The organism is Flavonifractor sp. An91 (assembly GCF_002159225.1).
Taxonomy (GTDB): Bacteria; Bacillota; Clostridia; order Oscillospirales; family Oscillospiraceae; genus Flavonifractor; species Flavonifractor avicola.
The window spans coordinates 1-8,201 of the sequence record NZ_NFHA01000059.1 but is presented as its reverse complement, the minus strand read 5'-3'; the positions used below and the strand labels follow the sequence as shown (position 1 = coordinate 8,201).

8 protein-coding genes are annotated in these 8,201 nt (G+C 58.0%); all 8 read left to right on the top strand.

The features are described from left to right. The coding region (locus B5G42_RS16890) for a 3-hydroxybutyryl-CoA dehydrogenase (RefSeq protein ID WP_087272908.1) at positions 1 to 834 on the top strand (834 nt) is incomplete at its 5' end. 95 nt (positions 835 to 929) lie between these two features. Further along, positions 930 to 2,090, top strand: coding sequence for an acyl-CoA dehydrogenase (locus B5G42_RS16885; RefSeq protein WP_087272904.1), 1,161 nt, complete (start codon positions 930 to 932; stop codon positions 2,088 to 2,090). A gap of 23 nt (positions 2,091 to 2,113) precedes the next feature. Beyond that, positions 2,114 to 2,914, top strand: a complete 801-nt coding sequence (gene acrB, locus B5G42_RS16880; RefSeq protein ID WP_087272901.1) for an acryloyl-CoA reductase electron transfer subunit gamma — start codon at positions 2,114 to 2,116, stop codon at positions 2,912 to 2,914. Positions 2,915 to 2,933: 19 nt separating this feature from the next. Further along, positions 2,934 to 4,037, top strand: coding sequence for an acryloyl-CoA reductase electron transfer subunit beta (acrA, locus tag B5G42_RS16875; protein ID WP_087272898.1), 1,104 nt, complete (start codon positions 2,934 to 2,936; stop codon positions 4,035 to 4,037). A 122-nt stretch (positions 4,038 to 4,159) separates the two neighbouring features. Further along, entirely contained in the window at positions 4,160 to 5,029 is an 870-nt protein-coding gene (locus B5G42_RS16870; protein WP_206406208.1) for a DMT family transporter, read from the top strand. Positions 5,030 to 5,134: 105 nt separating this feature from the next. Further along, on the top strand, positions 5,135 to 5,383 hold the full coding sequence (locus tag B5G42_RS16865) for a DUF6514 family protein (protein ID WP_087272894.1): 249 nt from the start codon (positions 5,135 to 5,137) through the stop codon (positions 5,381 to 5,383). A gap of 302 nt (positions 5,384 to 5,685) precedes the next feature. Then, on the top strand, positions 5,686 to 7,071 hold the full coding sequence (locus B5G42_RS16860) for a sodium-dependent transporter (RefSeq protein ID WP_087272892.1): 1,386 nt from the start codon (positions 5,686 to 5,688) through the stop codon (positions 7,069 to 7,071). Positions 7,072 to 7,227: 156 nt separating this feature from the next. Then, the gene (locus B5G42_RS16855; RefSeq protein ID WP_087272889.1) at positions 7,228 to 8,193 is read left to right on the top strand and encodes an IS30 family transposase; all 966 of its coding nucleotides are present in this window, start codon (positions 7,228 to 7,230) and stop codon (positions 8,191 to 8,193) included. Positions 8,194 to 8,201 lie beyond the last annotated feature (8 nt).

Sequence of the window (8,201 nt, the reverse complement as noted above, 5' to 3'; positions counted from 1 at the left end):
ATCGGCGGCGGCACTATGGGCCTGGACATCGCTCAGGTCTTCGCCAAGAAGGATTTTGATGTTACCGTCCGCGACATCAACGACGACATCATCAAGGCTTCCGAGGGCCGTCTGAACAAGAGCCTGGACAAGCTGGTGGCCAAGGGCAAGATGGATGAGGCCAAGAAGGCCGACATCCTGGCTCACATGACCTTCACCACCGATCTGAAGGCTGCTGCCGATGCTGACCTGGTTGTTGAGGCCGCTATCGAGAACCTGGACATCAAGAAGAGCATCTTTGCCGAGCTGGACAGCATCTGCAAGCCCGAGACCATTCTGGCCTCCAACACCTCTTCTATCTCCATCACCGCGATCGCCGCTGCTACCAAGCGCGCCGACAAGTTCATCGGTATGCACTTCTTTAACCCCGCTACCGTCATGAAGCTGGTTGAGGTCATCCGGGGCGCTCACACCTCCGACGAGACCTTCAACACCATCCGCGACCTGTCCGTTGAGATCGGTAAGGAGCCCGTCGAGGTCAACGAGGCCCCCGGCTTCGTGGTGAACAAGATCCTGATCCCCATGATCAACGAGGGCATCGATCTGGTGTACACCGGTGTTGCTTCCGTTGAGGGCGTTGACACCGCCATGAAGCTGGGCGCCAACCACCCCATGGGCCCCCTGGCTCTGGGCGATCTGGTGGGCCTGGACGTGTGCCTGGCCATCATGGACACCCTGTACAACGAGACCCACGATCCCAAGTATCGTGCCTCCCTGCTGCTGCGGAAGATGGTCCGGGCCGGCAAGCTGGGCCGCAAGACCGGCATCGGCTTCTACGATTACAGCAAGAAGTAATATCCCTGCGTTTTATTACGCACGAAGCGACGGGCGGGAGCCCAAAACACTCCCGCCCGCCGTTTTGAAATACATATCTAGGAGGAAGGCAACAAATGGATCTGCACCTTTCCAAAGAGCAGGAAATGCTCCGTAAGATGTACCGTGACTTTGCCGAAAACGAAGTCAAGCCCCTGGCCGAGTGGGTGGACGAGAACGAGGCGTTCCCCGAGGAGACCGTCAAGAAGATGGCCAAGCTGGGCATGATGGGCATCTATTTCCCCAAGGAGTATGGCGGCGCCGGCGCGGACGTTCTGTCCTACGTCATGGCCGTCGAGGAGATGAGCAAGGTCTGTGGTACCACCGGCGTTATCATTTCCGCCCACACCTCTCTGTGCTGCGCTCCCATCTATGAGAACGGCACCGAGGAGCAGAAGATGAAGTATCTGCCCAAGCTGTGCTCCGGCGAGTGGATCGGCGCCTTCGGCCTGACCGAGCCCGGCGCCGGCACCGACGCCCAGGGCCAGCAGACCACCGCCGTGAAGGACGAGAACGGCAACTGGGTGCTCAACGGCTCCAAGATCTTCATCACCAACGCCGGCTACGCCAACGTGTTCGTGATTTTCGCCATCACCGGCATCACCACTGACAAGCGCGGCCGCAAGAAGAAGGAAATCTCCGCCTTCATCGTGGAGCGCACCGATCCCGGCTTCTCCGTGGGCAAGCACGAGAAGAAGATGGGCATCAAGGGCTCCTCCACCTGCGAGCTGATTATGGAAGATTGCACCATTCCCGCCGACCGTCTCCTGGGCAAGCAGGGGAAGGGCTTCGGCATCGCCATGAAGACCCTGGACGGCGGCCGTATCGGCATCGCCTCCCAGGCGCTGGGCCTGGCTGAGGGCGCTATTGAGGAGACCATCAAGTACACCAAGGAGCGCGTTCAGTTCGGTAAGCGTATCTCCCAGTTCCAGAACACTCAGTTCCAGCTTGCTGATATGCACGCCAAGACTGAGGCTGCCAAGTGGCTGGTTTACTCCGCCGCTATGAAGAAGCAGAACCATGAGCCCTACACCATGGACGCCGCCATGGCCAAGCTGGTTGCCGCTGAGACCGCCAGCGACGTGACCCGCCGCTGCGTGCAGCTGTTCGGCGGCTACGGCTACACCCGTGAGTACCCCGTGGAGCGCATGATGCGCGACGCCAAGATCACTGAGATCTACGAGGGCACCAGCGAGGTCCAGCGCATGGTCATTTCTGCCAACCTGGGCGTGAACTAAAGGAACTGGAGGGAAGTTACGATATGAAAGCAATCGTTTGTGTCAAGCAGGTCCCGGATACCTCCGGTGTGGTGGCGGTGAAGGAAGACGGCACCATGGACCGTGCCGCCATGGCTACCATCACCAACCACGACGACCTGGCTGCTGTCGAGGCCGCTCTGCGGATCAAGGACGCCACCGGCTGCAAGGTCGTGGTGGTCTCCATGGGCCCCCCGCCCGCCGAGGGTATGCTCCGCGAGCTGCTGGCCATGGGCTGCGACGAGGCCGTTCTGGTCTCCGCCCGTGAGTTCGGCGGTTCCGATACTTACGCCACTTCTCAGATCCTGGCTGCTGCCATCAAGAAGATCGGCGTGGACGACGATGACATCGTCTTCTGCGGCCGTCAGGCCATCGACGGCGATACCGCCCAGGTCGGTCCCCAGATCGCTGAGAAGCTGGGTATGCCCCAGGTCTCCTATGTGGCCGAGATCAACGTGGACGGCAAGACTGTCACCGTGAAGCGTCTGCTGGAGGACGGCTACATGACCATCAAGGTCCAGACCCCCTGCCTGCTGACCTGCGTGAAGGAGCTCAACGACGCCCGTTACATGAGCGTCGGCGGCATCATGGAGTGCTACCAGAAGCCCCTGGAAGTTTACAACTATGAGACTCTGAAGGACGATCCCCTGATTGATGTCACTACCATTGGTCTGAAGGGCTCTCCCACGAATGTGTACAAATCCTTCTCCCCCCCGGTGAAGGGCGCCGGTATGATGATGGAGGGCGCCGACAAGGCGACCGTGGACAAGCTGGTCTCCATCCTCAACGACAAGCACATCATTTGATTGAAAGGAGAGCAATAGAATGGCTTTCAATAGTAGCGATACCGCCGCCTTCAAGGGCGTATGGGTTTTCTGTGAGCAGCGCGAGGGCGTCATCATGTCCACCAGCTACCAGCTCCTCTCTGAGGGCCGCAAGCTGGCCAACGATCTGGGCGTGGAGCTCTGCGGCGTGGTCCTGGGCAAGGACATCAAGGAGGATTATCTGAAGGCTCTGGGCGGCTACGGCGCCGACAAGGTGTACTACTGCAACCACGAGCTGCTGGACGTTTACACCACCGACGCCTACACCAAGGTCATCTGCGACCTGGTGGAGGACAAGAAGCCCGAGATCTTCCTCATCGGCGCCACCAACATCGGCCGTGACCTGGGCCCCCGCTGCGCCGCCCGGCTGCACACCGGCCTGACCGCCGACTGCACCCACCTGGATGTGGACGTGGCCAAGTACAAGGAGTTCCTGAAGACCACCTCCACCATTGACGTGGACAACACCGTGTTCGAGGAGAACACCAACCTGAAGATGACCCGTCCCGCCTTCGGCGGTCACCTGATGGCCACCATCATCTGCCCCCGCTTCCGTCCCCAGATGTCCACCGTCCGTCCCGGCGTGATGCAGACCCAGCCCTACGACGAGGCCGGCGCTGCCAAGACCGTCATCGAGAACGTGGACGTCAAGCTGGACAAGTCCGACATCCATGTTGAGGTGCTGGAGGTCAAGAAGGCTGCCAAGAAGCTGGTCGACCTGATCGGCGCCGACGTTGTGGTCTCCGTGGGCCGCGGCATCTCCAAGGACGTGGAGGGCGGCATCAAGCTGGCCGAGGAGCTGGCTGGCGTCCTGGGCGGCGTCGTGGGTTCCTCCCGTGCCTGCGTGGATGCCGGCTGGATCACTGCCGACCATCAGGTGGGCCAGACCGGCAAGACCGTTCATCCCCGCATCTATGTTGCCCTGGGTATCTCCGGCGCTATCCAGCACCTGGCTGGTATGCAGGACTCCGAGTGCATCATTGCGGTGAACAAGAACGAGTCCGCCCCCATCTTCGACGTGGCTTCCTACGGCATCTGCGGCGACCTGTACAAGGTCACCCCCATGCTCATCGAGGCTATCCGGGCTGCCAAGGCTGCCAAGTAAATATTGCCTTTCTTCCAAGCACCGGCCAGTATCACTGGCCGGTGTTTTTTTATGCAGGGCACCGATTGCGCGGAGAAGGGAAAGGGCGTATACTAAAACACCGTAGAGAGGGGGAAAATACCATGCTGGAGCGTCATCCCAACGGCGTATTGTTGCTGGGCGTACTGGGTATCTCCATATCGGCCATTCTGGTGCGCTATTCCCAGGCCCCCTCAGTGATCACCGCAGTCTACCGCCTGGGATGGACGGTTCTCCTGCTGCTGCCGGCTGTGCTCACCAAATTTCGGGGGGAGCTGCTGCAGGTCCGGCGGAGGGATTTGCTGCTGTGCACCCTCAGCGGGATCTGTCTGGCCCTCCACTTTCTGACCTGGTTCGAGTCTCTGAAATGGACCGGCGTGGCGGTATCCACCGTGTTGGTGAGTACCGAGGTCATCTTCACCGCCCTGGGCTTTGCCCTTTTTTTAAAAGGAAAGATTCCGCCTTTGGGAGTGGCGGCCATTGTGCTGGCCTTTGAGGGCAGCGCCGTGCTGGCCCTGGCCGGCGGCGCCCAAGGGAGCGAATTGTACGGAAATATTCTGGCCCTGGCGGCGGCAGTCTTTGTCGCTCTGTATACTTTGATTGGAAGAATACAGAGAGGATACCTCTCCACCACCATTTATACCTTTCTGACCTACCTGGCCTGCTTCCTGACCCTGCTGGTTATGGCGCTGGCCAGCGGCACGCCCCTGGCGGGCTACGGCGGCCGGGAGTGGCTCATCGGTCTAGGCCTGGCAGTGCTGTGTACCCTGATGGGACACAGCCTGTTCAGCTGGTGCCTGAAATATCTGTCCCCTGCTTATGTGTCGGCAGCTAAGCTGTGCGAGCCGGTGTTCTCCGGGGCGCTGGCCGTCCCCCTGTTTGGAGAGATCCCAGCCCCTATGCAGCTGCTGGGCGCAGGAATTATCCTGGGAGCGGTGCTCCTCTATACCTGGGCGGAGCGGAAGGAAACCTAATCCTCTATGGCGATTTATGACGAAAGAATACGAACGGTAAAACTTTACAATTTATGGTAAAGATGTATAATTGAGTCATAGAATCGTACAAAGGGGGAGAACGCCATGCGAGAGCTGCTGCTGGAGAGTCCGGAGGACTGCGGTTACCGCTATGCCATCCTGGTGGATGAGATGGCAGTAGGAGGGCTGTGCTGCGAGAGCTACGGCATCAAGGTGACCGGCCCGGATGGGGACAGTCAGGCGGTGCCCAATATCACGGTGAGCGTCGGGCGTATTGATGAGTTGGCCGAGCTGGTCCGGCGCAATCAGGTGTCGCCGGTGACGCTGCGGGATGTGGTGGAGGACTGGCTGTAAGAAAAATGGATAATGATGCAGATCAATGTAACGCTTTGCATTGACAGAGCCGGTAAAATCGGCTATGATATTGTCTGTTGAATCAACTGCTTTGCGCTCCGCTTGGGCAGACGTTCGAGAGGAAAAAAGACAAAAAACTGCTGTTTAGGCGGCAAAGTAGTTTGTTTCCCGCGGTGAGGGCCGCGGGAATTCTCTTTGTGGAGGATCTTTCCTCCCGGGGAAACAGCGGGGCCGAGGCCGGATATTGAACGGAATCGGCTCAGAAGGCCGCCGTCAGGCAGCCAAGCCAAGGAGGAAAAATCGTGAAAGAGAGAGAGACCTTTGCATCCCGGCTGGGCTTTGTGCTCATCTCTGCCGGGTGCGCCATCGGCCTGGGCAATGTCTGGCGCTTTCCCTACATCGTGGGACAGTACGGCGGCGCGGCCTTTGTGCTGATCTATCTGGTATTTCTGGTGGCCATGGGTCTGCCCATCATGGCGATGGAGTTTGCTGTGGGCCGGGCCAGCCGGAAAAGCATCATTGTGTCCTTCCAGGAACTGGAGCCCAAGGGCGCCAAGTGGCACTGGTACGGCTGGTTTGGTATGGCGGGCAACTACCTGCTGATGATGTTCTATACCACCATTGCCGGCTGGCTGCTGATGTATTTCTTCAAGATCGCTGCCGGTCAATTTGAGGGACTGGACAAGGCCGGTGTGGAGCAGAGTTTTGGCACCATGGTAGCTCAGCCCGGTATGCAGCTGCTTTTTATGGCCATTGTGGTGGTGCTGGGTATGGTAATCTGCAGCCGTGGCCTGCGCAACGGCGTGGAGAAGGCCAACAAGTTTATGATGCTCTGCCTGCTGTGCCTGCTGGTGATCCTGGCCATCCGGGCCATCACCCTGCCCGGGGCCATCAAGGGCCTGGAGTTCTATCTGGTGCCTAATTTCGACAACCTGATGTACGATGCCAACGGCAACTTCCGGCTGGGCGAGGCCATCTACGCCGCCATGGGACAGGCCTTCTTTACCCTGAGCCTGGGCATCGGCGCCATGGCCATCTTCGGCAGCTACATCGGCAAAGACCGCCGCCTCTTCGGCGAGACCATCAGCGTGGGCATCCTGGATACCTGCGTGGCCTTTGTGTCCGGCCTGATCATCTTCCCCTCTGCCTTCGCCTTCGGCGTCAATCCCGACGCCGGTTCCAACCTGATCTTCATCACCCTGCCCAATGTGTTCAACGCCATGCCCGGCGGACGGCTGTGGGGCGCGCTGTTCTTCGTGTTCCTGTTCTTTGCCGCCCTGTCCACCATCACCGCCGTGTTTGAGAACATCCTGGCCTGCTGGATGGACAAGTGGGGGGTGTCCCGTGGTAAGGCGGTGGCCATCAACCTGGTGCTTATCTTCCTGCTCAGCCTGCCCTGCCTGCTGGGCAACAACATCTGGAGCGGTATCAAGATCCTGGGCATGGGCGTCATGGACTTTGAGGACTTCTTGGTGAGCAACAACCTGCTGCCCCTGGGTTCCGTGATCTATCTGCTGTTCTGCTGCCTGTCCAAGAAGATTGCCTGGGGCTTCGACGGCTTCCTGGCCGAGGCCGACCAGGGCAAGGGCGTGCGCTTCCCCGCAAAGCTGCGGATGTATTTCACCGTGGTGGTGCCCATCATCGTACTGATCATCTTTGTCATGGGCTACATTGAGAAATTCGCATAAACCTGCAAAAAGGACCTGCCGTAAGGCAGGTCCTTTTTTGTTCATGGGGTGAATTATACTATCAAGCGCAACAATTTAGGGAAATAAAAAGAGTTCATATGGCCCCCAGTGGTAGAATGGAGTAACCACACAACCAAAACACCAGGAGGGGACTATATGAACTACCATCATCTTAGCATAGAAGAACGCAGTTGTATACGGAAATATTATGTGGATGGGCTGAGCTACCGAGAGATCGCACGGCTGGTAGGAAGGAACGTGAGCACGATTTCGCGGGAGATACGACGGAACTGTACACATATGTATGACATTCCCACTTACTATCCACACACAGCTCAAAAGAAGTATCTGTTGCGGCGGTCCTACTGCCATCGTGGAATGTTTCACGCACAAGAAGTGATTGACTACATCAATGAAAAATTGAAAGCAACATGGTCACCGGAGCAGATCGCCTGCACACCGTGCGAACTGAAGATACCCAGCTGGCGGACGATCTACCGTTGGGTCTATGAGAAATACCTGGTGAACGGGAACTTGAAAGTGCTGCGGCGCAAGGGAAAAAGCCATGGAAGCAAGGAAACTCGTGGAAAATACAGTAAGGGTAAGTCGATCCGCAAACGAGATAGATCCGTGTACAGCCGGAAAGAAGCCGGGCACTGGGAAGCGGATACGGTGGTGAGCGGCCAGGGCAAGAGTAAGGCCTGCTTCGCCACCCTGGCGGAACGCAAGACGCGCTTTTACATTGCAGTTAAGATTCCGGACCGAAGGGCGGAGACCATGGAGAACGCGATCGTCTCTGTGCTTTCCGCCTTCCCGCCACAGTTGGTCAAGACTATTACTTGTGATCGAGGCACGGAATTTGCCAACTGGCGCAGAATTGAGGAACGGCTGCACTGCGATGTCTATTTTACCGATCCCTATTGTGCCTGGCAGAAAGGTACAAATGAGAATCTCAATGGCCTGCTCCGGGAATTCTATCCAAAAGGCAGGAATCTATCCAGAGTCGCTCCCGCCACGCTAAAACGAAACCTGGCGTTAATTAACGCCAGGCCTCGCAAAGTTTTGAATTTCCATTCTGCCCAGGAATTATGGGACTTCGAACTCAATTCCTGTTGCATTTAGTTTGACAA